Below are 25,898 nucleotides of genomic sequence, written 5' to 3'. Positions count from 1 at the left end.
TCTGGATGCTGGTTGTATCATGACACGGGAGCGCAAGAGGACACGAGGGCGAGGCCGACACGCACACAGCAGTCGGACATGATGGCACCGCGCAGGCTCAGCCGGCTGACGCTCTCCAGCCATCTCGAGCAGCGATGAACATGGCCCTGTGGTGCAGGTCGAGGCCGCAGGCGGCGGTGGGCTCCCCGCTCGGGGTGAGTTGACCGGGGCCTTGGAAGGCGTCGGCGTGAAGGCGGAAGGCCTCGGGCTCGGTACAGCTGACGGTGCGTAGCCGCCAGGGTGCCGAGGGGGGCTCGTCGGGGCGGGGCGGCAGGGCGAGTTGGAGTTGCGCGTCGGCCGGACGTTCTGTCCCGTAGTCGTCGTAGGCCGCTGTCCAGGCGGCCGAGACGAGAACTGCCTGCGAGGGCGTGCCGAACACGGGTGAGCTGTCGGTGCGGGAAGGTGGCGTTCGTTCCACAGCTCGGTCGGTCCAGGTTCGGATCACGTCACGGAAGGCCGCCGCACGGCGGCGGGCACCGCGTCGCGATCCCGCGGCCAGGATCGCTTCACCCGCTCCCGAGAAAGCCCGGCACAGGCCGAGCACCGGGACATGATCAGCACGGGCGGTGTAACGCACCGAGCGGAGCTCCAGCATGGCGTGGTGCAGGAGGGTGGCGGCAGCATAGGCGTCGGCACCCAGGTGTCCGGCGGACGGCTGTCGTCGGCGGTCCGACGGGCCGGTGCGGGGCGGGGTGACGGCGTCAGCGCGCCGGCCGGCGGCCGAGAGATGCCATGAGCGGTCGTCGAGGCAGTACTCGCCGCCGGCGGCGCGGAGCCGGCCGCCCGAGCCCAGAGATATCTCGATCCCGCCCACTCCGGGGTCCAGGGCCGCCCCTCGCGTGTCGGAGAGGTCGAATACGGCGTCGGAGACGCCCTCCAACGCCACCTTCAGCAGGGGAGGTCGCTCGGGCGTGCTCTCGTCGACGGCGTACCTGCGGGGAGCGAGCAACTGGAGGAAGGCGGTCAAGCGCGTACCGGCGCGCTCCACTCGAAGGCGGCGGACGGTCGCCGTCGCCAGGTCGTAGTCGGGGACCAGATCGTCCACGGTTTGCCGGGTGAGCCGGCAGAACGGTGGCATGACGTGCCCCCAGTCGTCGCGGCCTGGCGTGTCCGGCTCGGCCGGCGGCAGGAGCGACTCAAGTTCGTACCCCGCGATCGCGGCCTGCTCGGTCATCCATCTGCGCCGCCCCTCGCCAAAGTCGGCCATCCACTCCAACGCGGCGAGAGCCCGACGCTCACGCTTGTGGGCATGAGCCGTGCTCGCGGCCCGGAACAGCGGAAAGAGGTTGTTGTCCCACACATCCGATACCGCGCGGATCGTTTCCCGGTCGTAGAAACGGACATCCGCCGCGGCCTCCGCGATCTGCTCGACCGAGCGGTCCAGGAGCGCCGCCAGCACCGGCATGGCCGATCCGCGGCTCACGTCTGCGGGCGGAGTTCCGGGCGTTGGGGCAGCGGGGCGGCGACGACATCCCGGCGCAGAGGCCGGACCTGGGTGAACACCATCGCCTGGACCGAGCGGTTGAGCGCGCGCAGAGAGACCTCGGCCCGGTACCCCTGGATGATGCCGCGCTTGTGCAGCAGCCTGGTGCGTTCGAGGCAGGTGGACGGTGCGATGCCGAGCTTCTCGGCGAGGGCCCGGTTGGACAGCCGGCCATCGGCCTGTAGGTGGTGCACGATCGCCGAATCAAGTTCGTCCATGATTACCTCCATGATTCCTCTGCCGAATTTGATTCGGCACTCGGCCGACGATCCGTGCATTCACTCTAGCTTCGCCTGCATGAGCCAAGCATTTGCACATGAAGAGGTGGTCGTCCGCCGCGGAAGCCGCTCCGGGCTGCCACTGATCGTTGCTGTCCACTCCCAGGCCCTGGGCCCGGCGGTCGGCGGTTGCCGGCTGCGCCGCTACGACAGCTGGCAGGACGGTCTGGCCGACGCGCTGCGCCTGTCGGAGGCCATGACCTACAAGGCCGCGGTGGCCGGTCTGGACTTCGGGGGCGGCAAGAGCGTGATCGCCCTCGACAAGGAAACCGAACTCACCGCGGGCCTGCGCGAGGCCGCGCTGGAGGACCTGGGCGAGCTGATCGCTTCCTTCCAGGGGTCGTACCGGACCGGCCCCGACATCGGCACCGGCCCGCAGGACATGGTGGTCCTGCGGCGCTTCTCGCCGTACGCGTACTGCGCGCCGGAGGAGCACGGCGGGACCGGGAATTCCGGCGGCCCCACCGCCACCGGCGTCCTGGCCGCCCTGCACGCCGGCGCCCGGCATGTGTTCGGCGACGCCTCCTGCACCGGCCGCACGGTGGTCATCAGCGGATTCGGGTCGGTCGGCAGCGGTATCGCCGCCGACCTGGCCGCCGAGGGTGCACACGTCGTGGTGTCGGACGTGGAACAGTCCCGCAGGGACGCCGCCCTGTCGAGCGGATACGGATGGGTCGAGCCCGATCAGGCCCTGTCCACGCCGGCCGACATCCTCGTCCCGGCGGCCGTCGGCGGCGTACTCGACGCGGCGACCGTCCCCCGGCTCACCGCGCCGCTGGTCGTCGGCCCGGCGAACAACCAGCTCACCGAGGAGTCCGTCGCCGACGCCCTCGCGGAGCGTGGCATCGTCTGGATCCCCGACTACGTCGCCAGTGCCGGCGGCATCGTCTACGCGCTCAGCCGGGAATCGGAGAACCACAGCCACGAGGCCGCCCAGAAGCGGGTGGAGGGTATCGGCGACACCGTCGGCCACGTTCTCGACCTGGCTCGCCCGACCGGCGTCACCCCGCTGCGGGCAGCCCAGCAGATCGCCGAGCGCCGGCTCACGTCCGCCGCCTCACCCGTCCGGGGCGACTGATGGCGAGGCAGCCATCGCCGGTCACAAGGTGATGGTGCCGCGGATACAGGTGGTGGCGGCGCCGCTGACCCAGACGGTGCCGTCCGCGTCGGCGGTGATCTCGATGGTCCCGGCCCGGCCCAGGCGCGCTCCCTGGGAGACCCGGTAGGTGGCGGGCGCGGCACCGGTGGCGGTGAGCCACTGCCCCACAGAGGCGTTCATGCTGCCGCACACGGGGTCCTCGGCCACGCCGCAGCGGGGGGCGAAGGTGCGCATCTCGAAGTCGTGGTCGGAGCCGTCGGGGTAGGCCCCGATGGCGCCGACCATCGCGGTCGGGATGAGGGAGAGGTCGGGTTCGAGGGCCAGGACCTCGTCGGCCGTGGCCAGCTGGATCACGGCCCAGCCAGGGCCGTTGTCGACCCACTGGTGGGCGAGGACACGGTCACGCGTGATGCCGAACGCGGCGACGATCTCGTTCAGGTATTCGCCGTCGAGCGCACCGCCGCGGACGAGTGGCGGCGCGGCGAAGGACAGAGTGCCGTCGCCGCGGCGCACACCGACCAGGCCGGCGCCGCACTCCTGCACGATGCGGTCGGCGTGGTGCGGTGTGCCGCCGTCGTCCAGCCACGCGCGTGCGGAGCCGAGGGTGGGGTGCCCGGCGAACGGCAGTTCGCCCTGGGGCGTGAAGATGCGCAGCCGGTAGTCCGCCTCCGGAGTGGTGGGGGGCAGCACAAACGTGGTCTCGGACAGATTCGTCCAGTTCGCCAGGCGCTGCATCTCCTCGTCGGTCAGGTCCGAACCGTCAAGGACGACCGCCACCGGGTTGCCTCGACAGGGGCTCGTGGAGAACACGTCGACCTGCGCAAACGAGCGTGCGCGCGGAATAGTCATCGTGGGCCCTTTCGGCAGCATCGGCGGAAGCATGTCCATCCCAATGGATGCCGATACGGGTGGGACAGAGCCACTCACGAAAAAGTGGACTGCTCGATCGCTGAGTAGCCATGCGAACACTTTCGACGAGGTCGCAACTAGTCTTCCCTCACGACGAACCATGCGATGTCCGCAGGAGGAGAACACGTGGAAGACCGGACGCACCGGGAACAGGCGAGCCCCGAGACGCGGAAGCGCATCCAGGACAGCTTCGCCCGGCAGGGGCTGATGAGCCACCTCGGTGCGCGGATAACACACATCGCGCAGGGCCGCGTCCACATCGTGCTCCCGGCCCGCCCCGAGGTGACCCAGCAGCACGGCTACTTCCACGCCGGCGCCACCAGCGCGATCGCGGACACCGCGGGCGGCTACGCCGGCTTCACCCTGTTCCCGGAGGACACCGAGGTGCTCACCGTCGAGTACAAGATCAACCTCCTCGCGCCCGCCCTCGGCGACCACCTCGAGGCGGTCGGGACCGTCCTGAAGTCCGGCCGCACCCTGACCGTCTGCCAGTTGGAGGTGTTCGCGGCCCAGGACGGCGGGCGGAAACTCATCGCCAACGGGCAGCAGACCCTGATCTGTGTGAGCAGGCCCTGAGGGTGGTCTGCCTCACCCGGTCACGAAGGTGGTCACGCTCCGGGCGGGAAGCTCGCTCGTAAAGGAGCCATTGGACACGTTGATCGCACCCCGGGGTTCGAGGTTCCTGCTTGCGTCCGTCAACCAGGGCGACACGCTGGACGAGGTGTTGTTCACCAGGGTGAACGGCTGACTCACCGCCGAGGTCCCCTTGTTGATGGCGACGATGACCACCTTGGAACCTCCCTTGTACGCCGAGACATAGAGATTCGACTGGGGATTCGACGTCGCATCGATCCGCACATACCCCGGGCGGACGAACTTCGAGAAGTGCGCCATGTTGGCGCCGCGCTTACTGATGCGCCCGTCTTCCCTCATGGGGCCGTAGCTACGCCGTATGTACCACCACACATACGCCTGGAACTCGGCATCCACCAGGGCGCGGTGGATGTGCTCCCCCACATCGAGCGCCTGGGGCCAGAGGTCGGCCGAATCGCTGCTGTTGGGGTGGTACACCTCGGTCATCCAGAGTTCCTTGCCCCTCCCTCTTTCCTTGAAGAGGGGATAGGGAAAGTTCTGGTACGGGGTGCCGTAGAGGTGAGCCCCGAGAATGTCCAGGTTGGCGAGGGCTCCTGCGTCGTTGAGGATCGGGTCCGAGAAGCTCTTCACATACTGGAAGGACTCCGGCGCGATGACCTTGGTACCGATCGAGCCGGCGTTGTCCCGCAGGAACCGGACCATCTCGCTCGGAGTCCACCACGTCCAGTCATGCGCGTAATCGGGCTCGTTCTGCACCGAGATGGCATACAGGTTCACCCCGTTGTCCCTCATGAACCTGTAGAAGTCGTCCAGGTGCTGCGCATAAGCGCCATACATGTCGTACCGCAGCCGTCTCGCGTTGGACTGATCGCCATGGACGAAGGTCTCGACCATCTGTGCGGGGGGATTCCACGGCGACGCGATGACGGTCGCCCCGTACTCGACCGCACGCCTCGCCGTCGCCACCTCACGGCTCCAGTCCGCCCGGTTCTCATGGACGGGGATCCTCAGCACGGATAACCCGAGCTGGCCCTCGCCGTTGCCGAATGCCGTGTCCCTCTGGGCGGGCGTCAGGTCGCTGATCCAGAGCGTGTGGTTCATGCCGCCGAAGCCCCGGATCGTCTGCCGCTCCGCCGACGGGTCGACGGTCACTTGGGCAGCCGCCGCTGCGGATGCCCCCACGGCCGGTGTCGCGGCCATGAGGACCGGCAGGGCACCGATCGTCGCCAGAACAGACCTCCGGCTCGGGGATTCCAGCCCCCTGGCCGCGGATTCATTCCGAGGTAGCACCATTTGTTCCGCCTCCTGGATGTTGGCGTCGGTCTGCGCTGCCTCGGTGGACGGCGTAACCCCGCCACCCTTGGGAGCGCTCCCAACCACGGCAGTGCCTGCGGACTTGTCTTCGATACGGGAAGAACGGAAGGGTCGCCTTGGAGAGCGGAGCACCCACGGCGCACTGGATCGCTGGGACCGTAACGACTCAACTCGCCACCGTCAACCCTGGATCGGACCTGCCGGTCGGCATCGCGGGGTGCCGGCCGAGCAGCAGGACCCCGATGACCACGGCGATGAGGCCGCCGACCTGCCAGGCCAGCGCGGTGGGGGTGACGCGGAGCTGATCCCCGAGGAGACCGATGCCGCAGGCGATGCCCGCGATCGGTTCCGCCGCCGTCAGGGCCGGCAGCGACATGCGCAGCGGTCCCGCTTCGAAGGCGCTCTGCACGAGCATCAGTCCCGTCACGGCGAGTGCCACGACCGCGTAGGGCTGCCAGGTGGTGACCAGCGCAAGGAGACCGCCTGCCGAGAAGATGCCGGTCGACATGCGGGTCAGCGCGTCCTGGATGCCGTACAGAAGGCCCCCGGCGGCGGCCAACAGCGGTGGTTCCTTGATCAGCCGTAGGTGCTTGGCGATGATGACCAGGATCAGCGAGGAAGCGAGCAGGAGCGCGATGACGAGCACCTGCCGGACCCCGCCGATGGGGGCAGTGGCCCCTTTCGGCTGTGCGGCGACGATGAACGCCGTCACCCCTCCGCTGAGGAGGGCCACACCGATCCACCCCGACCAGCCCAGGCGCTGACCGCTGAGCCACCGGGCGAGGATCACGGCGAAGAGCAGGTTGGTGGCGAGCAGCGGCTCGACGCTGGAGACATGCCCCCTCGCGAGGGCGAAGACGCCGAAGATCTGCCCGGCCACCATGCAGGCGATGCCGGCCAGCCATGTCCGGTCCCGCACCAGGTCGAGCAGCAGCCGGAAGGAGAGCATGTCGGCGAGCGGGGCGCGCTGCGCGGCGTGCTGCTGGAGTACGAAGCCGAGCCCCAGCAGGCACGCGGCGGCGAGACCAAATGCGTAGACCGCGCCCGACACGTCCGGTCAGCCTCCTCGAAGCGGTCGGGTCTCCGCTTCACCGATCGCCGGCGAGCGCGACAGGATCACCACACAGGCGGCCAGGAGCAGGCCACTGGCCGCGGCGAACAGCAGATAGAGGCCACCGCGCACCATCTCCCCGAAGACGGTGACGCCCCACAGGACGGACACCAGCGGATCGGTCAGCGTCAGGGCCGGCTGCGCGGCGACCAGCCGACCCGCGTGCATCGCCGACTGGAGCAGGAACATCGCCAGCGCGCCGCAGACGATCATGCAATACAGCTCCCATCCCGTGAACACGCCGGCGATGCCCGCTTCGCCGAACCGGACCGTGACCGCCTTGATGAACGCCGCCGTCAGACCGAACTGGCACCCCGCCGCCATGCCGAACCCCGCGGCCCGCCGCGCGCTGCCTTCCCGCTGATCCCGGGCGACACGGCCGCGCCGCGCCCACTCGAACGCCGCCGCTGTCGCCACCATGGTCGCGGCGCCCGCCAGCAGCCACTCGTACCACGGCACCTCCTGTGCGTGCCCGGCGGACGGGGCGAGAAAGAACAGCAGCCCGGCCAGCCCCGCCGCCATACCGAGAGCCGCGCCCGCCTCCCGCGGCCTCAGCGGCGCGCGGAACACCCGTGCCGCCAGGAACAGGGTCAGTGGCAGCTCACAGACCAGGATCGGCTCCACCACGGACAGCTCACCACGGCCGAGCGCGGCGGCTTGGAGAAGGAAGCCGACGACGACCCCGGCCAACCCGGCGAGCCACACCGGCTGACGCAACAGCTCGCCGATGAGTTTGGGCCGCAGTGCCAATTCGGGAGGCATTTCACGGTTCGCCTTGCGCTGCAACACCGAGGAGATGGCGTTGGCGCAGGCCGCCAGCACCGACAACAGGTACGTGAGCACGTCCAGCCGATCAACCAGGACATATAAGGATATTCGTTCCCCATGCTACCGGCCGTCTCCGGTGACGTACTGATCTTGCTGAGGCAGCCGGCCTGCGTCAACGCTCCGTGGCCAGGGCCTCCGCGGCGATCGTGTGGTCGATCGCCGCGTCCCAGTCGACGCTCTTGGTCAGGACGCCGGACGCCTTGAGCTCCCTCTCCTGGCGTTTCAGATCGGAGAGGAAGCGCTCGTTGGGCGCCGAGAGCAGATACTCACGGCGGCGGAAGGTGAGCGCGGCGACCTCGGCGTCCAGCTTGTTGGCGGAGGCGAAAAGCCGAAGCGCCTCGTCGTGGTGGGCGTTGACCCAGGTCAGCGCCTTGCGATAGGTGCGGAGCGCCTTGGCTATGGTCTTCGGGTACTTCTTCACGTAGTCCCGGTGGCCGTAGATCACCACGTAGTTCTCGACCAGGCCCTGGCCGGTGAGCAGCGTGCGGGTGCGCTTGGATGCCTCGAGCTGGGCGACGAACGGGTCCCAGGTCTGTACGGCGTCCACGGAGCCGGACAGCAGGGCGGCGGTGATCTGGTCGGTGGTGAGGGGGACGAACTTGATCTCGTCCGTGTCGATTCCGGCCTTCTCCGCCGCGCGGAGGACGAACAGGTTGGCGTTGATCGTGGTGCCGTAGGAGCCGAGCTTCCTGCCCTTGAGATCGGTGACGCTCTTGATCCCGGAGTCCTTGCGGACCAGCAACGCCTGGGTGCGCGGGCTGTGTTCGACGAGGGCGACGACGGTGAACGGCTGGCCGGAGAGCTGGATCGGCCCCAGCCCGCCGACCCCGAGATCGAGTGCGCGGCCGGCCACCGACTGCTGGATGACGGTCGGGTCGAGGACCTTGAGCGAGACGTCGGTGCCGTCGCCGCGCAGCGCCGAGGCGAGGGTCTTCTGCTTCTGAAGCACGTCCATCACGATGTAGGGCGGCTGGAATCCGATCCTGAGCTGCCCCGCGACGCCCTTTGCCGCCGAGCCGGAGGCCGCGGCGCCGGGCCCGCACGCCGCGAGCGATGTCGCGGCGGCGCCGCCCGCCGCGGCTCGCAGCAGCCCGCGCCGGGACAGAGAGAGGTCAGGCATGGTGCTTCTCCTCGGAAGGATCGGTGCGTGGGGATTCGGTGCGTGGGGATTCGGGGCGTGGGGAATCGGAGTTGAGGAAGTCGGGGGGTCGGGAGAGGCCGCTCAGGGCGAAGTCCCCGAGCAGTGCCGAGCGGTGCTCGGCGAAGCGCGCCGAGGCCCGGTCCCGCGGGTAGGGCAGGTCGATCTCGTGGACGCGCCGCACACGCCCCGGGCGGGGGTCGAGGACGACGACGCGCTGGGCGAGGGCGACCGCCTCGTCGATGTCGTGTGTGACCAGGACGGCGGTGACGTGATGGGCGGCCCAGATGTCGTGCAGGGCGTCCTGGAGCCGGATCCGGGTGAACGCGTCGAGTGCGCCGAAGGGTTCGTCCAGAAGAAGGACGTCAGGAGAGGGCGCCAGGGCGCGTGCGATGGCCACGCGCTGCGCCATGCCGCCGGACAGCTGGCCGGGGTAGGCGTCGGCGAAGCCCTCCAGGCCGACCAGCTCCACGAGTTCGGCCACCCGTCGCTCCCGCGCCGCGCGGTCACCCCGCAGCCCGGCACCGATGTTCTTGGCGACGGACTGCCACGGGAAGAGGCGGTGTTCCTGGAAGACCAGGCCGCGCGAGGCATGCGGCCCGGTGACCGGTTCACCGCCCGCGGACACCTCCCCCTCACCCCGGGTGTCCAGGCCCGCGACGGCCCGCAGGATGGTCGACTTGCCGCAGCCGGACGGCCCGACCAGGGCGGTGAACTCGCCAGGCGCGATGTCCAGGTCGACGCCGTCGACGGCCCTGAGGGCACCGGCCGGGGTGGTGAACGTACGGCCGTAGCCGCGCAGGGACAAGGCGATGCTCATGGCCCGGATCACGCTCCCGTGTGCAGGTCGCGCCAGCGCAGCAGCCGTCGCTCCGCGGCTCGTACGAGCAGGTCGACGGCCTTGCCCGCGACGGCGAAGACCAGCAGCGCCGCGATCACGACATCGACCCGCGACAGCTCGCGTCCCTGGTTGAGCATGAAGCCCAGCCCGGAGGTGGCCCCCAGGAGTTCGGCGAGGACCAGCAGCACCCAGGCGACGCCGAGCGCGTACCGGATGCCGTTGAGGATCTCCGGGAGCGCCGCGGGCAGGACGATCCGGCGCAGCACGGTGGGCCGGTTCCACTGGAACACCCGTCCCACCTCGATGAGTTTGCGGTCCACGTTGCGGATGCCGCCGAACGTGTTGATGTACACCGGAAAGAAACTGCCCACCGCGACCAGCACCACCTTCGGCGCCTCGTCCAGCCCGAGCCAGACGATGAGCAGGGGCGACAGGCCGGACACCGGTACGGTGCGCAGCATCTGCACCGAGGTGTCGAGCAGCCGCTCGGACAGCGTGGACAGGCCGACGAGCGAGCCGAGCAGCAGTCCCAGCGATGCGCCGATCAGAAAGCCGGAGGCCCAGCGCTCGGTGCTCGCGGACAGGTCGGTGCCGAGAGTGCCGTCGCGGGCGGAGTCCCACAGGACACGGGCCACCGCACCGGGCGAGGGCAGCAGCAGCGGATCCATCCAGGTGTTCCAGGAGGCCAGCTGCCACATCCCGAGCACGCCGAGCGGCAGCAGCCACGGCAGCGGATCGGGCCGGCGGACGACGCGTCGGCGCGTACCGGCGGGACCCGTCTTCCGCTCCGCCGGTTGCTCGGCACGGCGGGTGTCGGGTGGCGCCACCCTCGTCCCGGTGGTCACGGGAGCACCTCCCCGCCCGCCCCCGCGCCCACAGGGGCCAGCAGCGGGGCGACCTCGGTCGCGATGAGCTCCAGGTTGCGCAGCGACTCCTCCACCGTCGCCCCGTAGTGGACCTGCACGATCAGCTCGGTCGTGTACGCCAGGATCCGGTCGCGGTTCAGTTGCTCGGCGATCTGTTCCGGATGGCCGTGGAAGAAGTTGGACCGCGCCAGATAGTCGTCGAAGCCGAGGCCGGGCGGGAACTCTCCGTTGCGGAGGGGGCCTTCGAGATAGCGGCGGACGATCCGCCGGAACTCCTCTTCGCTCGCCGCGGGGTCCTTGGTGGCGAACAGCCCGCGCGAGACGGCGATACGCGGCGCCACTCCGGGCCCCGCGGCCAGTTGTTCCAGGTAGGGCTCGACCACGCGCAGCTGGTCGAGATCGGTCGGGCCCGGCACCCCGAGCGCGCGGCGCGCCAGCAGCAGTCCCGCGCCCCGGATCCCGGCCTCCGCGCCACCGCGCGGATTGGCGGAGGACCACCACACCCGGTCGGCCAGCCCGGGGACGGGCGGCTGGAGCACCGGGCCGTCCGGGCGGTCTCCCAGCGGCTCGCCGCGCAGGGCACGCAGCGTCCGGTCGAGCACCTGCGAGCCACGCTCCCGCCGGCGTGCCGGGTCGATGCCGAATGCCGCGAAGACCCTTTCCGCCTCGGGGCCGAAACCGCCGTTGCCGAGGCCGAGTTCGAGCCGACCCTCGCTGATCTCGTCGACGACGGCGGCGTCTTCGGCGAGCCGTACGGGGTCCTCCAAGGGGGCGATCACGACCGCCGTGCCCAGCCGGATCCGGCTGGTCTGCGCGGCGACGGCCGACAGGAACGGCAGCGGCGAGGGAACGCGCCCGTAGTCGTCCTGGAAGTGGTGCTGCGAGATCCAGCCGGTGTCGTAACCGAGTTCGTCGGCGGCCCGGAAGAGGCGCAGGAGGCCCCGGTAGGTCTCCCGCGTGTCGACGGGGCCGTTCGCGTGGGTGAGGAAGCCGAGCCGGATACGGGAGGCCGTCATATCTCCTCCGGACTGCCGGTCAGGACCACGCGGCCGGTGACGCTCTGCGGGTTGACGAGGAGGTTGTAGATCGGGCACTTGCGTTCGACCGTCTCGTGCAGCTCGCGGATGCGCGCCTTGGTGGCCGGTGAGGCGATGTGCACGGTGTACGAGATGTTGTGCGGGTAGATCGGCACCTGCTCGAACCCGGGCGCTCCGGCGCGCGGGTCCTGGTCGGCCTGCACCTCGACCTCGAGGGAGTCCAGGGGGATCCGCAGGTCGGCGGCCTGGATGAGGAAGATGTGGGTGAGGCAGCTGGACAGTACGCCGAGCTGGATCTCGGGCGAGGCGGGCCCGAGGTCGTAACCGGCGAAGTCCGGCGGGGAGTCGCTGAGGATCTGGTGGTGGCGGATGCGGATGCGCCGTACGCCGCTGCGCTCCTCGGCCTTGGTCCTGGCGCGCAGCCGGTTCGGTTCGGTCACGGAGCCGGCGCGCTCGGCCTCCCGCTTGGCGAGCAGCGCGGCGCGCTTGACCTCGAGATAGGCGCGCAGTCCGGGCCGCGGGTCGGGGGCGGTGTCGAGCAACTGGTCCGCTGTCCGCGGCCCTTCGTCGTTGTTCTTGCGGGTCGTGTTCGCTGTGGCGGTGGGTGGCATGTCCGTACCTCTTTCGGTTCAGGGCTGCGCGGGCGGTTCGGGGTCGCCGAGGGTGAGCATCAGGCGGTTGGCCCAGGCGAAGAACGCGGCGGCCTGGGTGGCGTCGAGGATGTCCAGGTCGTCGAGGCCGAGTTCGCGCAGGGCGGCGATGTGGGTGCGGTCGGCCGTCGGCGGTGTCGTGGTCAGTGCCGCCGAGAGGTCCGTGATGGCGCGCCAGCGGTCGTCCAGCGGGGTGTCCACGCCTTCGTCCAGCAGTCGCTGGACATCCTCGTCCCGCTTGCTGAGCTGGGAGGCGAAGCGGCTGTGCACCGAGGCGCAGAACACGCAGCCGTTCACCCGCGAGGTCACGGTGGCGGCGAGTTCGCGCTCCTGCCGGGGCAGTCCGCCCCGGGTGTAGAAGATGCCGTTGTCGGTGGCGGTGCGCTCACCGAGCACCGCCGGGTCCAGGGCGAGCAGCCGGAAGTACGGGGACTGGAGGCGCTGTCCGGGCAGGACCGCGCGCTGCTCGTCCGTCACGTCCTCGACCGCGACGGGCTCCAGCCAGGGCGTCCAGCCCAGCTGTTCCTGGGTGAATCCGGTCCGGGGTGCGTCCAGCGGGCCGCGCGCGGGGCCCGGCGCGGGCCGCTCGTCCCCGCGGATCAGCGCCAGGCCGGCGAGCAGCCGGACCTGGAAGCTGACGTACGCGATGAGCTGCGACACCGTGATGATCGCTGCCGCGTCGAGCCCGGCCTCGGCCAGGGCGTCCAGGTCGGCGGGGGTGGCCGCCGCGGGGCGCAGGACCAGCAGGTCGGTGTGGGCGAGGATGGCGCGCAGCCGGTCGGACAGCGGGTCGGGGGCGGACGGTTCGGTGGCGGGGCGCAGCGGCCGGACGTCCTCGACGGCCGCCACGAGCTCCTTCGTCACACCGTCGGCACCGCCCGCACCGCCCGCACCGCCCGCACCGCCCGCACCGCCCGCACCGCCCGCACCGAGCAGCTGCCCGGTGTAGTGCTCGGCCAGGACCTGGTCGCCGTGCAGCCGCGCCACCCGCAGCGCGGCCGCGAACCGCTCGGTGGTGGTCACGGAGGTGGCGGGGGCCGCGGGTGCGAACAGCGCGTCGTAGCTGCCCTGCGTGTGACGGGTCGCCTCCGGCCGGCGGGCGCGCAGCCGCGCCAGCGGTGAGCCGGGGTCGATGGCGAGCAGTGTGCCGATCAGATCGGTGGGTGTCCCGGATGGGGTGGTCATCGTGGGTGGCCTTCCTCGGGGAGGGAATGGGTTGTGGTGGCGCCGCGCTCGGGGGCGGTTTCCGGGTCGGCGCGGGCCCCGTCGCCACTGTCACGGCCGGGCCGCCAGCCCAGCGCCGGGGCGACCTCGGTGGCGATCAGCTCCAGCGACCGGAGCGTCTTCTCGTGCGACGGGTCGATCGAGTGGACCTGGACGATCAGGTCACTGGCCAGCGGGAGCAGTCGGTCGGCGCCGAGCGAGGCGATGACGTCCTGGGCGCTGCCGACATGGGCGTCGTCCTGGGTGCGGCGGGCCGCGGCCTCGCCTGCCGTCGCGGCGAACCGGCGGAAGCCGTCCTCGGCGTCCGCCAGCGCCTCCGCGCGGCTCGGCGCCACGTACACCGACCGGGACAGGCCGATCCGGGGAGCGGCATCCGGCCGCGCCCAGTGCTCCAGGTAGGCCGAGGCCAGGGGGTGTTGCGCGTCGCCGAGCGGTACGCGGGGCGGCTCCGGCCGGCCGTCCGGCACCGGGCTGAGCGCGGTACGGGCGAGCAGCAGACCACTGCCGTTCCGCGCGGCCCGGATCGCCCCCGCCACCCCGAAGGTGGCCTCCCAGAGCCGGTCGCCCAGGGTGTCGGCGGGCGGGAAGAGGGGCGGGGCGCCGGGCACGGGCTCCTTGCCGGACAGCGCGTCGCGCACCACCTTCAGAGCCCGTTCGTAGGTGTCGCGGCGGTCCTCGGCCCGTCGGCCGAAGACGGAGAACACGAGGTCGCCGCCGCCCGTGCCGAAGCCGAGTTCCAGCCGTCCGCCGCTGAGCGCGTCGAGCACGGCCGCGTCCTCGGCGAGCCGGAACGGGCTCTCCAGGGGCAGCGTGATGATCCCGGTGCCGAGCCGCAGCCGTGTCGTGCGGGCCGCGGCGGCCGTCAGGAAGACCAGCGGCGACGGCAGCCCGCCCTGGTCGCGCAGATGGTGCTGGGCGACCCAGCCGGTGTCGAAGCCGAGTTCCTCGGCGGCGGTGAACAGCTCCAGGGCCCGTGCGTACAGCTCGGCGGGCGGGATGTCGTCGACCAGGCGGGTGAAGACGCCCAGCCGGAAGGGGTTTCGTACCGGCATCAGGTGGCCTTTCCGAGGTAGGACTCGCGGACCGACGGGTCGTCGAGCAGCGCGCCCGCCCGCCCGTGCAGCACGATCGATCCGGTGCGCAGCACATAGCCGCGGGAGGCGATGGACAGGGCCAGTTCGGCGTTCTGCTCGACGATGAGCACCGCGACGCCCAGCGAGTGGTTGATGTCGGCGATCATGTCCAGCACCCGGTCGACGAAGAGCGGGGACAGCCCCATCGTGGGTTCGTCCATGCAGATCAGTCGCGGTCTGCTCATGAGCGCCCGGGCGAAGGCCAGCATCTGCTGTTCGCCGCCGCTGAGGGTGCCGGCGTGCTGGGTGCGGCGTTCGGCGAGGCGCGGAAAGGATGTGTAGAGCCGCTCGATGTCCTCACGGATCTCGCCGCGCCCCCTGCGGGTGAAGGCGCCGAGGTGCAGGTTCTCCTCGACCGTCATACCGGTGAAGACCCGTCGGGCCTCGGGGACGGAGGCGATGCCGCGGCGCACCCGGGCCCGGGGAGGCAGGGTGTCGATCCGCTCGCCGTCCAGCAGGACGTGGCCGGCGGCCGGGCGCAGCAGGCCGAGGACGGTCTTCATGGTGGTCGACTTGCCGGAGGCGTTGCCGCCGAGCAGGGACACGATCTCGCCGGGTCCGACCTCCAGGGACACCTGGGCCAGGGCCTGTGAGGGGCCGTAGAAGACGTCTACGTTCTTCAGTTCCAGCAGCGGCGGGGCCGTGGCCTTCATCGGGATGCCTCCTCGCGTCGCGCACGGCGGCGGCCGAGGTAGGCCTCGACGACCCGCTCGTCGTCGCGGACCTCCGCGGGTGTCCCGGCGGCGATCGCCTGTCCTTCGTCCATCACGATCACCCGGTCGGAGACCGTCATCACCAGGTCGATCTTGTGCTCGACCAGCACGATCGTCTGCCCTTCGGCCTTCAACTCCAGGAGTTGATCGAGCACTTCGGCCGTCTCGGTCTGGTTCATCCCGGCCGTCGGCTCGTCGAGGAGCAGCAGCGTCGGTTCGAGGGCGAGTGCGCGGGCGATCTCGGTGCGCCGGCGGTTGGCGTACGACAGGGTGTGTGCGCGGTGGTCGGCGCGCGGGAGCAGCCGGGTCCCGAAGCGGGCGAGCTGTGCCTCGGTCCGCGCCGCGGCCTCGGACCGTTCGCGCCGCACGGCCGGGGGTTGTACGAGGGCCAGCAGCAGCTCGGCGAGCAGGGGGATCCAGCGCAGCACGGGCAGGTGGCGCAGCCGGGCGAAGGGCCGGGTGCGCGTCAGCTTGGCGTACTGGCCGACGTTGACGTTGTCCGCGACGGGCAGGCTCGCGAAGACCCGCCCGTTCTGGAAGGTGCGGGCGATGCCACGTTCCGCCCTGCGCTCGGCGGGCAGCCGCTCGATGCGGCGGCCGTGCAGCCGGATCTCGCCGCTGTCGGGGGTGAGCAGCCCGCCGAGCAGGTTGAGCGTGGTGGTCTTGCCGGAGCCGTTGGGGCCGATGATGCTGACCACCTCGCCCTGCCGGACCTGGAACGAGACGCCGTTCACGGCACGTACGGCGCCGAAGGAGCGGGCGAGGCCGGCGACCTCGAGTACGGGCGCGGGGAGGGGAGGGTGTTCGGCCGTCATGCCCGCCTCGCCCACAGGCCCTGCGGCCGGAACCGGATGAGCAGCAGCAAGAGCACTCCGTAGGTCAGAAGTCTGGCGTCCTGCGCCATCCGCAGGAACTCGGGGGCGCCCACGAGGACCACCGCGCCCAGCACGGCGCCGAACGGGCTGTTCATCCCGCCGAGCACGATGATGGTCAGGGCGAGCATGGACAGGTCCGGGCTGAACATCGTCGGGTCCAGGTAGCTGTACTGGTGGGCCAGCAGGCTTCCGGCGAGCCCGGCGACGAAGGCGCCTACGGCGTACGCGAGCGCCTTGTAGTCGGCCGGGCGCAGGCCCGAGGCGCTGAGCGCCGTCTCGTCCGCGCCGACCGCCGACCAGATGGTGCCGAGGAAGGACTTCTGAAGCCGGACGACGAGGCCGAGCGCGACCAGCAGCACGGTCAGGTCGAGGAGATAGGTGTCCGTGGGCGTGATGATCTGGTGGCCGAAGAGGCTGGGCGGCGGGATCGCCGTGATGCCCAGCGGGCCGTGCGTCAGCCAGTCGAGGTTGAGGATCGCGGCCACGGTCACGGCGCCGATGCCGAGGGTGGCGATGGACACGTAGTGGCCGCTGAGCCGCCACGTCGGGGACATCAGCAGGGTGCCGACCACCGCGGCGGCCAGGCCGGCGGCGAACAGGGCGGCCAGGAAGGGCCAGCCGTGTTCGCCGACGAGCAGCGCGGAGGTGTAGGCGCCCACCGCCATGGGCCCGGCCTGGCCGAGGGAGACCTGGGCCGCCGAACCGGAGACGAGGGTGAGGGAGAGCGCCAGGATCGCGAAGATCAGCACCTGGGTGCCGGTCGTGAGCTGGTAGTCGTCCGCCACCCAGGGCACGACGCCGGCGGCGACCCCGACCAGGGCCAGGGCCTGCCACCACCGCAGCCGGAAGGGCCGGCCGCCGCCGAGGAACGTCCCCGTCAGCGGCTCCGCGGAGATCAGCGGCACCTTGCCCAGCAGTCCCCCGGGCCGGACCCAGAGCACGAGCAACAGGACGCCGAAGATGATGAGGTTGTCGACACCGGCGCCCCAGTAGGAGATGCCGAAGGCCTCGACGATGCCCAGCGCCAGTCCCCCGAGCACGGCTCCGGGCAGATTGCCGAGGCCGCCCAGGGTGGCGGCGGTGAAGGCGGTCAGACCCGCGGCCGTACCGGCGCTGGGCGAGACGTTGCTGTTGTACATGCCGACCAGGACACCGGCCAGGCCGCCGAGCGCCGAGGCGAGCATGAACGACAGGTTCCGCACCCTGCCGACGGGCACGCCCATCTGGAGCGCCGCGTCGGAGTCCTGGGCGGTGGCGCGGATGGCCTGCCCGTACTTCGTGAACTTCAGAAAGCCGCCGAGCAGCAGGATGCAGCCGACGCTCACCGCGAACATCACCACGTCGAGGGTGCCGAAGCGGAAGCCCCCCACATGGAAGTTGAGGGTGTCCAGGGCCTGCGGGAACCGCCGGGTGTCGGGGCCGAACACCACCTGGGAGAGGTTGTCCAGGACCACCGACACCGCGTACGTGGCCAGCAGCGCGGCGATGGGCGGAACCTTGGCCAGCGGCCGGACCGCGAGCAGGTTGACGGCCAGGCCCAGGACGGCGGTGAAGGCGCAGACGCCGACGATCGCCGCCCAGAGCGGCCAGTGCTGCTCGGCGATGAGCCACCAACCGGACATGGTGCCGACCGCGAAGACCGACCCCTGGGCGAAGTTGACCACATTGGATACGCCGAAGATCAGCGAGAGTCCGATCGCGACGAGCGCGTAGGTGTTGCCGTGGATGATCCCGGCGAGGAGTGTGTCGATCATGGTTCGGCCGTCATCCCTCGGCCGGGACCTGCTCGCCGTTCTTGACGATCACGGCGACGGGGGTCGGCGGGTCGGCGGGACGACGGTCGGACTGGAAGCGGAACTTTCCGTACTGCACGCTCGGCAGATCGGCCGAGTTCTTCAGCCCCTGGTACACGCCCTGCCGGGTGGCACCGCCCTTCTTGGCCGCGTGGACCAACTGGGTCAGCGCGTCGTACGCGTACACCTCGAACGCGCCCGGGACGTGCCCGTACTTCGCCTTGAACGCCTTGGTGAACGCCTTGACCCGGGGCTCGGAGGAGTTGGGGAACCAGGTCGCGGTGGTGAGCGCTCCCTCGGCGTCCTTCCCCGCGAGCTTGATGCCGGTGGCCGTCAGCTGCTCGGTGAAGATCTCGGCGGTGACCCCCGCCTTGGGCGCCTGGGTGAGGATCGCCGCCGCGTCGTTGTCGTAGCCGATGTCGTAGACCAGATCGGGCTCGGAGTCGCGGGCCTTGATCAGCAGCGGCCGGAAGTCGGTGGTGGAGGGCAGGTAGGCGGCGCTGTAGGTGACCGTCAGCCCGAGCTTCTTCGCCCGCTCCTGGAAGATCTCGAAGACCTGCTTGCCCCAGTCGGTGTTCTGGTAGACCACCGCGATCTTCTTGCCGAACTTCGCCAGTTCATCGGTCTGCTGGACCTCGGCGGTGGCCTGCGAGATGCCCGGGCTCCACATGTACTGCCCGCCGAGGGTGAACTTCGGCGAGGAGTTGGTGAAGCCGTATTGAACCAGCTTGTTCCGCTCGTAGACCGGCGAGGCGGCCATCGAGGCGGGGCTGGAGAAGTCGCCGAGCTCCGCGATGATGTTTTGGTCGTTGACGAACTTCTGGGCGATCGGCACGGACTGCTTGGGGTCGGACTGGCTGTCCTCCCACTTCAGCTTCACCTTGCGGCCGTTGATGCCGCCGTCGGCGTTGATCTGGTCGAGCGCGAGGTCGAAGCCCTGCTTGTAGAACTTCCCGTACTCGGCGTACTGGCCGGTGACGGGAGCCGAAACCCCGAAGTAGACGGGGCCGGTGCTGTCCGCCGACGTGCCGGAGCCTTCGCCGCACGCCGACAGGGCCAGCAGGGAGGTGGTCGTCAGGGCCCCGATGAGCAGGCGTCTCTTGCTGGATATCACGGTCGTACTCCTGGTGAGGACATGGCATCGCGAGGTAGCCGCCCGGACATGCGGGCGCACACGGCAGCGGTCGGCCTGAAGAGAATGGAGATGGAGAAGAAAGGCGAAAAAACGCCACATGGCGGGTCAGAGACCCGTAAGAGGCGGACAAGGCCGCGGACGAGGATCGGACACTACCGATCCCTCGCGGGGGCGGACCCGGCCGAGGTCAGATGCGACAGAGCGTGCCGGAGACGCGCAGCAGGTCGATGTGGCGACGCAGGGCGCGGGCGAAGCCGACGAGGCGGACGGGGGTGCCGTACACAGCGGACTTCGACTTCACGGCAGCTCCCTCCCGTCAGACGCTCGGACTCGATGGGCTCCGACCGTAGCCGCGCCCTTTCCGCACGTCAAGGCTTGAACGTATACACGCGTGTACGTAGTCTCCCGGGATGAACGCCCATCCCGGATCCCTCGACCACGTCGTCCTCGCCACGCCCGATCTGGAGGCGACGGTCGCCGACTTCGCCCGGCGCACCGGCGTGCGGCCCGCCCCCGGCGGCGCCCACCCGGACCGGGGCACCCGCAACTGCCTGGTGTCGCTCGGCGGTTCGGGCTATCTGGAGATCATCGGCCCGGACCCGGACCAGCCCGAGCCCCCGCGGCCCCGCCCCTTCGGCATCGACCGGCTGACCGGCCCCAGGATGGTGACCTGGGCCATCAGCCCGCCCGACCTGGACAGGGCCGTGGCCGATGCGCACGCGGTCGGCTACGACCCGGGGCCGGTACTCCCGATGAGCCGCCGCCGCCCGGACGGCACCCTGCTGACGTGGCGGCTGACCTCCTTCGACACCGCGCACCCCTCCGGACTGGTCCCGTTCCTCATCGACTGGACCGGATCGGCCCACCCCACCCAGGCCGGCCTCCCGCAGACCCCGCTGCTGGACCTGTCCGCCCGCACCCCGGATCCGGACGGGGTCCGTGCCCTCATCCTCGCCCTCGGCACCAGTCTGCCGCTGAGCTCGGGCCCCTTGAGGCTGTCCCTCACCGTTGACACCCCTCGTGGACCGGTGACCTTCACATGAGCGTCTACGACTCCGCCGCCGTGCAGTACGAATCCATCCGCGCCATGATCGTCGGCGGCGAACTCCCGCCAGGGGCCGTCCTCCTGGAGACGGCCCTGGCGAAGAAGCTCGGCGTCTCCCGCACCCCCGTGCGGGAAGCGCTCGCCCGGCTGGCCCAGGAGGAGCTGATCAACCGCGAGATACGCGGCTACGTCGTCAAGACGCGGACCCCGGAGGAGATCCGCGAGATCTACGACGTCCGGATCACCCTCGAGTCCGCCTGCGCCGCGGCGGCCGCGGAACAGGCGTCCCGTCGTGACCTGGCCGCCCTGGAACACATCACCGCCGAAGCCGAACAATGCGCGGACCAGGAGAAGCACGCCGAGCTCAACACCGAGTGGCACCAGGCCCTGCGGGCCGCGGCGCACAACGGCACGATGTCCCGGCTGCTCGACGGACTCGGCGTGCTCCAGCAGATCTACAACCCGCAGATGACGCAGGTCGACCACCTGGACCAGGCCCTCCGCGCGGGCCAGGAGGAACACGTCGCGATCCTCGACGCCATCCGCCGAGGCGACGCGGAAACGGCGCGCACGGCGATGATCCGTCATCTGTCCCGCACTCGGGACCTGCGGGTGGACGCTTTCCAGCGGAACCACACGGCCATCCGGTGTTAGCGCCGGATGCCGCCCACGGGCAGGACCGCCCCGGCGCCGCACAGATGCTTGATGGCAGCGGCGAAGGAATAGCAGTCGAAGAGCGCCGAATGCTCCTTCCCTGCCGCAGGCCTGGGAAGGCCGAGCACCTGCCACAGCCGGCCGACGTTGCTGTTTTCCGTCTCCGGCGCGACGGCGTTCAACCAGGGGCGAATATTCAGGAAATGGGCGGCGAGAAACCCGTGCTTGACGTCTTCCCCTCGGGCTCGCGCCCAGCCCACGTTCTCCCCCAGAACCACCATGTCGTTGCCGTAGGAAAGCACCGACTGCCCCCGGCAGAATCCGAGGAAGTCGCCGAGTGCCTCTGCCGCGGAGACGCCTTCCCGGTCCACCATCTCCTGCTCGATTCCGGTCAACTCGATGAAGTAGGGGGACAGCTGCGGATTGACCACAGGCCGCACGACTGCCTCGTACTCCTCGGCGACGGAAAAGTCCTCACGCAGGCGCAGCGCACCGATCTGCACAATCTCACGAAGCTGTCCCGGCGCTCCCCAGTCCTGCTCAAGTGCCCCGTGCCATGTGGTGAATTCAAGGTCGAACACAACGAACGTGGACACAACGGGTCTCCCTCTCGCGCAAGTGGCTGCAAGGCTAGCGCCAAGCGCGGGCCGCCGGCGCCCCGTCAGTTACTCGCCTGCTGCCACTCCGGATCCGCCACGATCTCCACGACGGCGCAGCCGAAGGTGTACCCATGGCCGACGCTGGACAGCACGACCTTGTCACCCGGTTTGACGGCCCCGGTCTCCAGCAGATGGTTGAGTCCGGCGAACTGGTCGCCCGCTCCCAGGTGGCCGAGGCGGCGGCCGAATTCCCAGTTGGTCTGTTCGACGTCGATGCCCGCGATCTTCTTGACCTCGTCCCAGTCGATCACCGCCCGCCCGGCGTGCGGGTACACGAACCGGGCGACGTCCTCGATACCGATGCCCGCCTCGCCCATCGCCTGCTCCATGACCCGCTGCTGCCCGGCGGCGCCCGCCCTGGCCGTGTCGGCGACCTCCACACCGCTGCTGCTCAGGTATTCCTTGAAGCGCCGCCGCAGGCTGACCGGCCACCCGTGCTCGCCCGCGGCGGCAGCCCACGGGGGCAGTTGGTATTTGTCGCTGGTGGTGATGAGCGCGGCGCTGGACGGCCCGCCGGCCGCCACATAGGCCGCCACGAGGTCGAGCGTGCCGATGCCTCCGTTGGACGCCTGCTGTAAGTTCATCGCCGGGGCCCGGCCACCGACGGTACGAGACTGGATATACGCGGCGGGCGCCCAATGGTCCAGGCCCTGGAATCCAAAACTGGTGACGTGCGCGACGAGCATGAAGTCGTCGTGAGCGGCCGTGCTACGGCTCAGTGCGCGCCGTGCCGCCTCCACGGCCAGGTCGGCCTGGCTCAGGTCATCCACGACGCTGACGCTCACCAGGTCGTCGACCTTGCATTCATCGGCATCGTAACGCCCTTCGGCCACGGCCTGCCATACGTCCTCACTCCGGCCCAGCCGGACGCCTGACGCATCGATATAGAGGTCATTCCATCTCATGTCCGCGTTTCCCTTTCTTGTGACAACCATGTCGCTGCCGCAACGTGTAGTCAGCCGCGCCCGGGAACGTCGAGTGCAACTCGGGCACATCAAACCGAAAGGGAACGAGCCTTTGCGTAATCCCCGCCCGAAAGCCGCGCCACCCCTGGAAAACCTGGAAACATCCCCCGCTCACCGCTGCATTCGACATCATCATCACCGGCGGCGGCCCAGCCGTCAGCAGAAGCGCCGCAAAAGCTTTAGTCAAAGGCAATCGCGGAACATTGGATACGCCCAGTATGCACTGATCGCCTCCCATCGCCGACACATGGCGAATCCATCACTCCGAGCCGTAGAACAGCCTCAGGAACTCCTCCATCGCCGCGTCGACGGCGGCGCGGTCACCGGTGGCGAGGAGGTCGAGCAGCAGACCGCGGACGGTGGCAAGGCCCAGCCTGGCGCGGTTCCGGGCCACGGCAGGGTCCGCCCCCGCGCCGACCTCGGCGGTCACGAGCGGCTCCAGCCAGTCCGTCACGAGCCCTTGGAGCACCGGGACGGCCTCGGGCCGGCCCCGGAGCGCATGCCCGCAGACTTCGAAGAACAGCCGCTCCTGACCGGCCACCCGAGGATCCGTCAGCTGCTGCCACAGCCGCCGCGCGACATCGGCGGGCGAGAGACCGGGCTCCAGGCGGAGCCGGGACAGCAGTTCGCGCTGGCGCCGCTCCGACGCCCGGACGATCTCGATGAGCAGCTGTTCCTTGGAGCCGAAGTAGTGGATCAGCATGCGGTGGCTGACGCCGATCGCGGCGCCCAGGCGGCGCAGGCTCAGATCCGCGATGCCGTGCGCCGCGACGTGGTCGACCGCCGCGTCCACCAGTTGTGTGCGCCGGTCCCCGTCCGTGCCCTGGCCGGCCTCGCCGTCGGAATGCGCCTCGTCCGTAGTCACCACGCCGCGAGTGTACCAATCGGTACATCGAGCATGTACCGTCTGGTACATGAAGTCCGTCACCGTGTCGATCGACGTGCCGCAGACGCCCGAGCAGGTCTACGACTTCCTCGATGTCATGGCTCACCATGAGCGATTCACCAACCACTACCTGACCGACTATCGCTACAGCGGCCCCGACCGCGGCGTCGGATCGCGCGCCACGGTCACCGTGGCGCTGGGCGGCACGAAGACCGACGTCAGCATCGAGGTCGTCGAGGCCGACGCGCCGCGGCGCATCGTCGAGCGCAACGTCAGCGCGGGCGGCCGGCGGCTGGCCCACGGCACCTACGCCATCGAGCCGCTGCCCACCGGCGGGAGTCACATCTCGTTCACGTACGCCTGGGTACGCGCCCCGCTCGCCGACCGGCTGCTGGCCGCTGCCGTACGGGCCACGATGCGGCGCGCCAACCGCACCGTCATGCAACGCCTGGCCGCCGAGTTGGCACGCCACGTGTCCACGACCGACTCCTGACAGCCGTACGACGCGGGACACAAGGCGGCACGGCGGCCCTGGTCCATGGCAAGGCGGTGGCGATGGCTGAGAAAAACGCTTGGACGCCACGGTCGCCGTCACGGGACACTGCGCCTTCGGGCCGGTCCGTACCCGCACATTGACGTTGCCACGAGCTTCGCGGGGGCTCCGTCGCCGTGTCGCGTCTGTGGGAGGACCACCCGGGCCAGGGAGAAAACGGCAGGCCCCGGCAAGGCATGTGACGGGCCGCCATACGACAACCCAGGGGTGGAATGGGAACGCCTGAATCGCGCGAGGTCCCGCCGGGCACGGGCCCGGTGATCCTCGCACTTCGTTACTACGGACGCGAGTTGTCCCGGCTACGGCGGGTGGCGGTGCCCGCGATGCTCCTGCCGGCGCTGGGCAACATCGGCATCTTCTACATCGGGCCGCTGATCGTCGCGAAGCTCGTGGGCCGAATCGCCGGCGACTCCGGTGTCTCGACCGGCACGACGCTGCCCTACGTACTCGGCTTCGTCAGTGTCCTACTGCTGGCGGAGTTGCTGTGGCGCATCGGCCTTCACTGCCTTAACCGCCTTGACGCGCACGGCATCGAGCATCTGTACGTGATCGGTATGGACGAGTTGTTCGCCAAGGACGCGGCGTTCTTCCACGACAACTTCGCCGGGTCGCTGACCAAGCGGGTCCTGAGCTTCGCCGCCCGCTTCGAACAGTTCATCGACACGCTGGCATTCTCGGTCGTGGCCAACTTCGTGCCACTGGTGTTCGCCTCGGTCGTGCTCTGGACCTATGAACCGCTGCTCGTCGTCGGGCTCTTGGTGATGATCGTACTGACGGCGCTGTGTGCGATGCCCCTCATCCGGCGCCGCCAGCGGCTCGTCGACCAGCGCGAGGAGGCGATCGCCCGGGTGGCAGGCCACGTCGCCGACAGCCTGATGAACATGGCCACGGTCCGGGCGTTCGCCGCCGAGGAACGGGAGGCCGCGGAGCACCGGTCCCGCGTCGCGGAGTCGCGGCGACTCTCGCTGAGGTCCTGGGACTACGGCAATCTGCGCATCGACACGCTGGTCGCGCCGCTGTCCGTGCTGACCAACACGCTGGGCCTGCTGCTCGCGGTCGCGCTCGGCGGGGGCACGCACAGTGTGGAAGCGGTCGTGGTCGCCTTCACGTACTACTCCAACGCGACGCGGATCATGTTCGAGTTCAACCAGATCTACCGCCGTCTGGAGAGCTCGATGACGGAGGCCGCGCAGTTCACCGAGCTGCTGCTGACACCGCCGACCGTGCTCGACCCGGCGTCGCCGGAGCCGCTGCGGTCCGAGGGCGCCGACGTCCGCTTCGAGAAGGTGACCTTCGCCCACGCGGGCGCGGAGACACTGTTCGACGGCCTCGACCTGGCCGTGCCCAGCGGGACGAAGATCGGTCTCGTCGGCCGGTCCGGCGGGGGCAAGACCACGCTCACCCAACTGCTGCTGCGGATGACCGACATCGACGCCGGCCGGATCCTGATCGGAGGGCAGGACATCAGCAGGCTGCGCCAGGCCGACCTGCGCAGCCTGATCGCCTATGTGCCACAGGACCCGGCGATGTTCCACCGCACGCTGCGGGACAACATCGCGTTCGCCCGACCCGACGCCACCGACGCCGACATCCGCCGCGCGGCCGAGGCGGCGCATGTCACGGAGTTCGCCGATGCGCTGCCGGACGGCTTCGACACCATGGTGGGCGAGCGCGGTGTCAAGCTGTCCGGCGGACAGCGCCAGCGGGTCGCCCTTGCCAGGGCGATCCTCCGCGACGCGCCGATCCTGCTGCTCGACGAGGCGACCAGCGCCCTGGACTCCGAGAGCGAGATCCTCGTCCAGGAGGCGCTGTGGCGGCTCATGGAGGGGCGGACGGCGCTTGTGGTGGCCCACCGGCTGAGCACCATCGCCACCATGGACCAGGTCGTCGTCCTCGACCGCGGACGGATCGTCGAGCAGGGCCCGCACCAGGAACTGCTCGCGTCGGACGGCGCCTACGCGAAGCTGTGGCAGCACCAGGTGGGCGGCTTCCTCGATGACAGCCCCGCACGGGCCGACCTGCACTGATCCTCGCGTCACCCCATGTCGTCCGGCCTGATGTGTACGCCACTCCCCC

At 70.1% G+C, this 25,898-nt stretch carries 26 protein-coding genes; 6 read left to right on the top strand and 20 right to left on the bottom strand.

Annotated features, from left to right (window positions below; all coding sequences use genetic code 11):
* Positions 1-97: 97 nt before the first annotated feature.
* Together ACZ4WQ_RS07285 and ACZ4WQ_RS07280 are read right to left on the bottom strand one after the other, a co-directional pair.
* Positions 98-1,462, bottom strand: coding sequence for a hypothetical protein (locus tag ACZ4WQ_RS07285; protein WP_398374076.1), 1,365 nt, complete (start codon positions 1,460-1,462; stop codon positions 98-100).
* Positions 1,459-1,740: an Lrp/AsnC family transcriptional regulator gene (locus ACZ4WQ_RS07280; RefSeq protein WP_398374075.1), complete on the bottom strand. Its 282-nt coding sequence runs from the start codon at positions 1,738-1,740 to the stop codon at positions 1,459-1,461. The genes ACZ4WQ_RS07285 and ACZ4WQ_RS07280 overlap by 4 nt, the downstream gene beginning before the upstream one ends.
* A 79-nt stretch (positions 1,741-1,819) precedes the next feature.
* On the opposite strand from ACZ4WQ_RS07280, the gene ACZ4WQ_RS07275 reads away from it, so the two are divergent.
* Positions 1,820-2,878, top strand: a complete 1,059-nt coding sequence (locus ACZ4WQ_RS07275; RefSeq protein ID WP_398374074.1) for a Glu/Leu/Phe/Val dehydrogenase dimerization domain-containing protein — start codon at positions 1,820-1,822, stop codon at positions 2,876-2,878.
* Between the two features lie 21 nt (positions 2,879-2,899).
* On the opposite strand, the gene ACZ4WQ_RS07270 is transcribed toward ACZ4WQ_RS07275, so the two are convergent.
* Positions 2,900-3,748 (bottom strand): PhzF family phenazine biosynthesis protein, encoded by an 849-nt coding sequence (locus tag ACZ4WQ_RS07270; protein ID WP_398374073.1) that lies wholly within the window; start codon positions 3,746-3,748, stop codon positions 2,900-2,902.
* 165 nt (positions 3,749-3,913) lie between these two features.
* On the opposite strand from ACZ4WQ_RS07270, the gene ACZ4WQ_RS07265 reads away from it, so the two are divergent.
* Positions 3,914-4,384, top strand: a complete 471-nt coding sequence (locus ACZ4WQ_RS07265; protein ID WP_394816680.1) for a PaaI family thioesterase — start codon at positions 3,914-3,916, stop codon at positions 4,382-4,384.
* A 12-nt stretch (positions 4,385-4,396) separates the two neighbouring features.
* Here ACZ4WQ_RS07265 and xynC read toward each other — a convergent pair whose 3' ends face one another.
* The 14 genes from xynC to ACZ4WQ_RS07195 all read right to left on the bottom strand — a co-directional run bounded on the left by xynC (position 4,397) and on the right by ACZ4WQ_RS07195 (position 19,039).
* Complete coding sequence (gene xynC / locus ACZ4WQ_RS07260) at positions 4,397-5,602, bottom strand: glucuronoarabinoxylan endo-1,4-beta-xylanase XynC (protein WP_398374072.1); 1,206 nt, start codon at positions 5,600-5,602, stop codon at positions 4,397-4,399.
* Positions 5,603-5,882: 280 nt separating this feature from the next.
* Positions 5,883-6,767, bottom strand: coding sequence for a DMT family transporter (locus ACZ4WQ_RS07255; RefSeq protein WP_398374071.1), 885 nt, complete (start codon positions 6,765-6,767; stop codon positions 5,883-5,885).
* Positions 6,768-6,773: 6 nt separating this feature from the next.
* Positions 6,774-7,670, bottom strand: coding sequence for a DMT family transporter (locus tag ACZ4WQ_RS07250; protein ID WP_311721901.1), 897 nt, complete (start codon positions 7,668-7,670; stop codon positions 6,774-6,776).
* A 97-nt stretch (positions 7,671-7,767) separates the two neighbouring features.
* Positions 7,768-8,775, bottom strand: coding sequence for an ABC transporter substrate-binding protein (locus ACZ4WQ_RS07245; protein ID WP_385344014.1), 1,008 nt, complete (start codon positions 8,773-8,775; stop codon positions 7,768-7,770).
* Entirely contained in the window at positions 8,768-9,613 is an 846-nt protein-coding gene (locus tag ACZ4WQ_RS07240; RefSeq protein WP_398374070.1) for an ABC transporter ATP-binding protein, read from the bottom strand. The genes ACZ4WQ_RS07245 and ACZ4WQ_RS07240 overlap by 8 nt, the downstream gene beginning before the upstream one ends.
* Positions 9,614-9,621: 8 nt before the next feature.
* Complete coding sequence (locus ACZ4WQ_RS07235; protein WP_398374069.1) at positions 9,622-10,479, bottom strand: ABC transporter permease; 858 nt, start codon at positions 10,477-10,479, stop codon at positions 9,622-9,624.
* On the bottom strand, positions 10,476-11,516 hold the full coding sequence (locus ACZ4WQ_RS07230; RefSeq protein ID WP_398374068.1) for an LLM class flavin-dependent oxidoreductase: 1,041 nt from the start codon (positions 11,514-11,516) through the stop codon (positions 10,476-10,478). Before ACZ4WQ_RS07230 ends, ACZ4WQ_RS07235 begins: the two co-directional genes overlap by 4 nt.
* Complete coding sequence (locus ACZ4WQ_RS07225; protein ID WP_398374067.1) at positions 11,513-12,148, bottom strand: OsmC family protein; 636 nt, start codon at positions 12,146-12,148, stop codon at positions 11,513-11,515. Before ACZ4WQ_RS07225 ends, ACZ4WQ_RS07230 begins: the two co-directional genes overlap by 4 nt.
* Positions 12,149-12,166: 18 nt before the next feature.
* On the bottom strand, positions 12,167-13,372 hold the full coding sequence (locus ACZ4WQ_RS07220; protein ID WP_398374066.1) for an alkylhydroperoxidase domain protein: 1,206 nt from the start codon (positions 13,370-13,372) through the stop codon (positions 12,167-12,169).
* Positions 13,369-14,463 carry an LLM class flavin-dependent oxidoreductase gene (locus tag ACZ4WQ_RS07215; RefSeq protein WP_398374065.1) on the bottom strand — a complete coding sequence of 365 codons (1,095 nt, stop codon included), beginning with the start codon at positions 14,461-14,463 and terminating at the stop codon, positions 13,369-13,371. Before ACZ4WQ_RS07215 ends, ACZ4WQ_RS07220 begins: the two co-directional genes overlap by 4 nt.
* Entirely contained in the window at positions 14,463-15,197 is a 735-nt protein-coding gene (locus ACZ4WQ_RS07210; RefSeq protein ID WP_398374064.1) for an ABC transporter ATP-binding protein, read from the bottom strand. The genes ACZ4WQ_RS07215 and ACZ4WQ_RS07210 overlap by 1 nt, the downstream gene beginning before the upstream one ends.
* Positions 15,194-16,072, bottom strand: a complete 879-nt coding sequence (locus tag ACZ4WQ_RS07205; RefSeq protein WP_311721890.1) for an ABC transporter ATP-binding protein — start codon at positions 16,070-16,072, stop codon at positions 15,194-15,196. Before ACZ4WQ_RS07205 ends, ACZ4WQ_RS07210 begins: the two co-directional genes overlap by 4 nt.
* Positions 16,069-17,886 (bottom strand): ABC transporter permease, encoded by a 1,818-nt coding sequence (locus ACZ4WQ_RS07200; protein WP_311721889.1) that lies wholly within the window; start codon positions 17,884-17,886, stop codon positions 16,069-16,071. Before ACZ4WQ_RS07200 ends, ACZ4WQ_RS07205 begins: the two co-directional genes overlap by 4 nt.
* Before the next feature lie 10 nt (positions 17,887-17,896).
* On the bottom strand, positions 17,897-19,039 hold the full coding sequence (locus tag ACZ4WQ_RS07195) for an ABC transporter substrate-binding protein (RefSeq protein ID WP_398374063.1): 1,143 nt from the start codon (positions 19,037-19,039) through the stop codon (positions 17,897-17,899).
* Between the two features lie 431 nt (positions 19,040-19,470).
* On the opposite strand from ACZ4WQ_RS07195, the gene ACZ4WQ_RS07190 reads away from it, so the two are divergent.
* A complete protein-coding gene (locus tag ACZ4WQ_RS07190) occupies positions 19,471-20,103 on the top strand; it encodes a VOC family protein (RefSeq protein ID WP_311721886.1) in 633 nt (210 codons plus the stop codon).
* Positions 20,100-20,759 (top strand): GntR family transcriptional regulator, encoded by a 660-nt coding sequence (locus ACZ4WQ_RS07185; RefSeq protein ID WP_311721885.1) that lies wholly within the window; start codon positions 20,100-20,102, stop codon positions 20,757-20,759. Before ACZ4WQ_RS07190 ends, ACZ4WQ_RS07185 begins: the two co-directional genes overlap by 4 nt.
* Here the strand turns inward: ACZ4WQ_RS07185 and ACZ4WQ_RS07180 are convergent.
* The 3 genes from ACZ4WQ_RS07180 to ACZ4WQ_RS07170 form a co-directional block, all read right to left on the bottom strand.
* Entirely contained in the window at positions 20,756-21,355 is a 600-nt protein-coding gene (locus tag ACZ4WQ_RS07180; RefSeq protein ID WP_398374062.1) for an exonuclease domain-containing protein, read from the bottom strand. The genes ACZ4WQ_RS07185 and ACZ4WQ_RS07180 overlap by 4 nt on opposite strands.
* 65 nt (positions 21,356-21,420) lie before the next feature.
* A complete protein-coding gene (locus tag ACZ4WQ_RS07175) occupies positions 21,421-22,323 on the bottom strand; it encodes a ketoacyl-ACP synthase III family protein (RefSeq protein ID WP_385344050.1) in 903 nt (300 codons plus the stop codon).
* A gap of 319 nt (positions 22,324-22,642) precedes the next feature.
* Positions 22,643-23,251, bottom strand: a complete 609-nt coding sequence (locus ACZ4WQ_RS07170) for a TetR/AcrR family transcriptional regulator (protein ID WP_398374061.1) — start codon at positions 23,249-23,251, stop codon at positions 22,643-22,645.
* A 46-nt stretch (positions 23,252-23,297) separates the two neighbouring features.
* On the opposite strand from ACZ4WQ_RS07170, the gene ACZ4WQ_RS07165 reads away from it, so the two are divergent.
* Both ACZ4WQ_RS07165 and ACZ4WQ_RS07160 read left to right on the top strand, forming a co-directional pair.
* Positions 23,298-23,762, top strand: coding sequence for an SRPBCC family protein (locus ACZ4WQ_RS07165; protein ID WP_311721880.1), 465 nt, complete (start codon positions 23,298-23,300; stop codon positions 23,760-23,762).
* A gap of 272 nt (positions 23,763-24,034) precedes the next feature.
* Positions 24,035-25,849 carry an ABC transporter ATP-binding protein gene (locus ACZ4WQ_RS07160; RefSeq protein WP_311721879.1) on the top strand — a complete coding sequence of 605 codons (1,815 nt, stop codon included), beginning with the start codon at positions 24,035-24,037 and terminating at the stop codon, positions 25,847-25,849.
* Positions 25,850-25,898 lie beyond the last annotated feature (49 nt).

It is taken from the genome of Streptomyces sp. NPDC028305, assembly GCF_055569495.1.
This window is presented reverse-complemented; position numbering and strand designations above follow the sequence as displayed.

Bases quoted from the DNA above. Each gene is read 5' to 3' on its own strand.
- ACZ4WQ_RS07225 (WP_398374067.1), bottom strand. From the start codon at position 12,148: ATGCCACCCACCGCCACAGCGAACACGACCCGCAAGAACAACGACGAA.
- ACZ4WQ_RS07160 (WP_311721879.1), top strand. From the start codon at position 24,035: ATGGGAACGCCTGAATCGCGCGAGGTCCCGCCGGGCACGGGCCCGGTG.
- ACZ4WQ_RS07165 (WP_311721880.1), top strand. From the start codon at position 23,298: ATGAAGTCCGTCACCGTGTCGATCGACGTGCCGCAGACGCCCGAGCAG.
- ACZ4WQ_RS07240 (WP_398374070.1), bottom strand. From the start codon at position 9,613: ATGAGCATCGCCTTGTCCCTGCGCGGCTACGGCCGTACGTTCACCACC.
- ACZ4WQ_RS07215 (WP_398374065.1), bottom strand. From the start codon at position 14,463: ATGCCGGTACGAAACCCCTTCCGGCTGGGCGTCTTCACCCGCCTGGTC.
- ACZ4WQ_RS07265 (WP_394816680.1), top strand. From the start codon at position 3,914: ATGTCCGCAGGAGGAGAACACGTGGAAGACCGGACGCACCGGGAACAG.
- ACZ4WQ_RS07190 (WP_311721886.1), top strand. From the start codon at position 19,471: ATGAACGCCCATCCCGGATCCCTCGACCACGTCGTCCTCGCCACGCCC.
- ACZ4WQ_RS07205 (WP_311721890.1), bottom strand. From the start codon at position 16,072: ATGACGGCCGAACACCCTCCCCTCCCCGCGCCCGTACTCGAGGTCGCC.
- ACZ4WQ_RS07245 (WP_385344014.1), bottom strand. From the start codon at position 8,775: ATGCCTGACCTCTCTCTGTCCCGGCGCGGGCTGCTGCGAGCCGCGGCG.
- ACZ4WQ_RS07210 (WP_398374064.1), bottom strand. From the start codon at position 15,197: ATGAAGGCCACGGCCCCGCCGCTGCTGGAACTGAAGAACGTAGACGTC.
- ACZ4WQ_RS07270 (WP_398374073.1), bottom strand. From the start codon at position 3,748: ATGACTATTCCGCGCGCACGCTCGTTTGCGCAGGTCGACGTGTTCTCC.
- ACZ4WQ_RS07175 (WP_385344050.1), bottom strand. From the start codon at position 22,323: ATGAGATGGAATGACCTCTATATCGATGCGTCAGGCGTCCGGCTGGGC.
- xynC (WP_398374072.1), bottom strand. From the start codon at position 5,602: ATGGCCGCGACACCGGCCGTGGGGGCATCCGCAGCGGCGGCTGCCCAA.
- ACZ4WQ_RS07230 (WP_398374068.1), bottom strand. From the start codon at position 11,516: ATGACGGCCTCCCGTATCCGGCTCGGCTTCCTCACCCACGCGAACGGC.
- ACZ4WQ_RS07220 (WP_398374066.1), bottom strand. From the start codon at position 13,372: ATGACCACCCCATCCGGGACACCCACCGATCTGATCGGCACACTGCTC.
- ACZ4WQ_RS07280 (WP_398374075.1), bottom strand. From the start codon at position 1,740: ATGGACGAACTTGATTCGGCGATCGTGCACCACCTACAGGCCGATGGC.
- ACZ4WQ_RS07185 (WP_311721885.1), top strand. From the start codon at position 20,100: ATGAGCGTCTACGACTCCGCCGCCGTGCAGTACGAATCCATCCGCGCC.
- ACZ4WQ_RS07200 (WP_311721889.1), bottom strand. From the start codon at position 17,886: ATGATCGACACACTCCTCGCCGGGATCATCCACGGCAACACCTACGCG.
- ACZ4WQ_RS07275 (WP_398374074.1), top strand. From the start codon at position 1,820: ATGAGCCAAGCATTTGCACATGAAGAGGTGGTCGTCCGCCGCGGAAGC.